Origin of the sequence: Parvimonas sp. D9 (genome assembly GCF_035282565.1) — a bacterium.
In the GTDB taxonomy this organism is placed as follows: Bacteria; Bacillota; Clostridia; order Tissierellales; family Peptoniphilaceae; genus Parvimonas; species Parvimonas micra.
On sequence record NZ_JAYKBM010000023.1, the window covers coordinates 1 to 888 of the forward strand.

The following is an 888-nucleotide window of genomic DNA, read 5'->3' on the forward strand; positions in this document are numbered from 1 at the left end:
CCCGATGAATGGTCTGAACCCACCTTCTCGATAGTGGAGTCCCCATCGGAATATAATGTCCTAGTTGATGAATACCTCCACTGGTCTGAGACTACTGGTGAGGCTATTACTGGTGACGTCGAGACTGATCAGCTGCATTGGTATGGTGGCAGAATGCTTTGCCATGGTATTACCAAGGAGAATGGTGATCACGTCGACGTTATCCCAGAGAAGCTTCTTTATGGTATGCATAATACCACCAAGCGGCTGATGGAAAATGGTCGATGGGCTTGGCATAACGGTCTATTCGATATCAAATGGTTCCGCGCCATGGGCATCAAAGCAGATGTACATGAAGACACTGTTTTGCTGTCCTACACCTTCAATGAAAATGGCGGCTACCATGACTTGGATCAGGTGGCACAGCATTGGATTCGAGCACCCAAGCATAAGGGCATGCTCGATGAATACTTGCCTAATAAGAAAACGTCTTACCGTGTAATTCCACCTTTGGTGTTGGCCAAGTACAACGCCATCGACCTTAGTAAGCAGCACCGTGTTCTCAAGCCGATGCTGGCGGAGTTGCAGAACCATCCGCATCTTACATCCCTGTATCGCACACTGCTGATTCCCGCTAACGACTTTATTGCAGAGATGCAGCTGTACGGTGTCAAGGTTGATGTAGATAGGGTTAAGCAGAACTACCAGAAGCTTACCGATGAATTGGCAGGACTTAATGAACAGTTGCAGGTCTATGCGCGCAAGCATGTAGGTACAGATATTAACTTCGGCAGCCCCAAGCAGCTGAAGGATCTACTCTACGGTAAGCTTGGCCTAGGTATGATGTCGATGTCGACAAACGAAGCGGCTCTCGAAGACATCTCCCGCAAGTATGACCATCCAATCGTT

The 888-nt window shown here is 48.3% G+C and carries 1 protein-coding gene; it reads left to right on the plus strand.

Going from position 1 to position 888, the window contains the following annotated elements; genetic code table 11:
- Nucleotides 1–153: 153 nt before the first annotated feature.
- Nucleotides 154–888: hypothetical protein (locus VJI94_RS07815; RefSeq protein ID WP_324008933.1), on the plus strand; the 735-nt coding region annotated here is incomplete at its 3' end.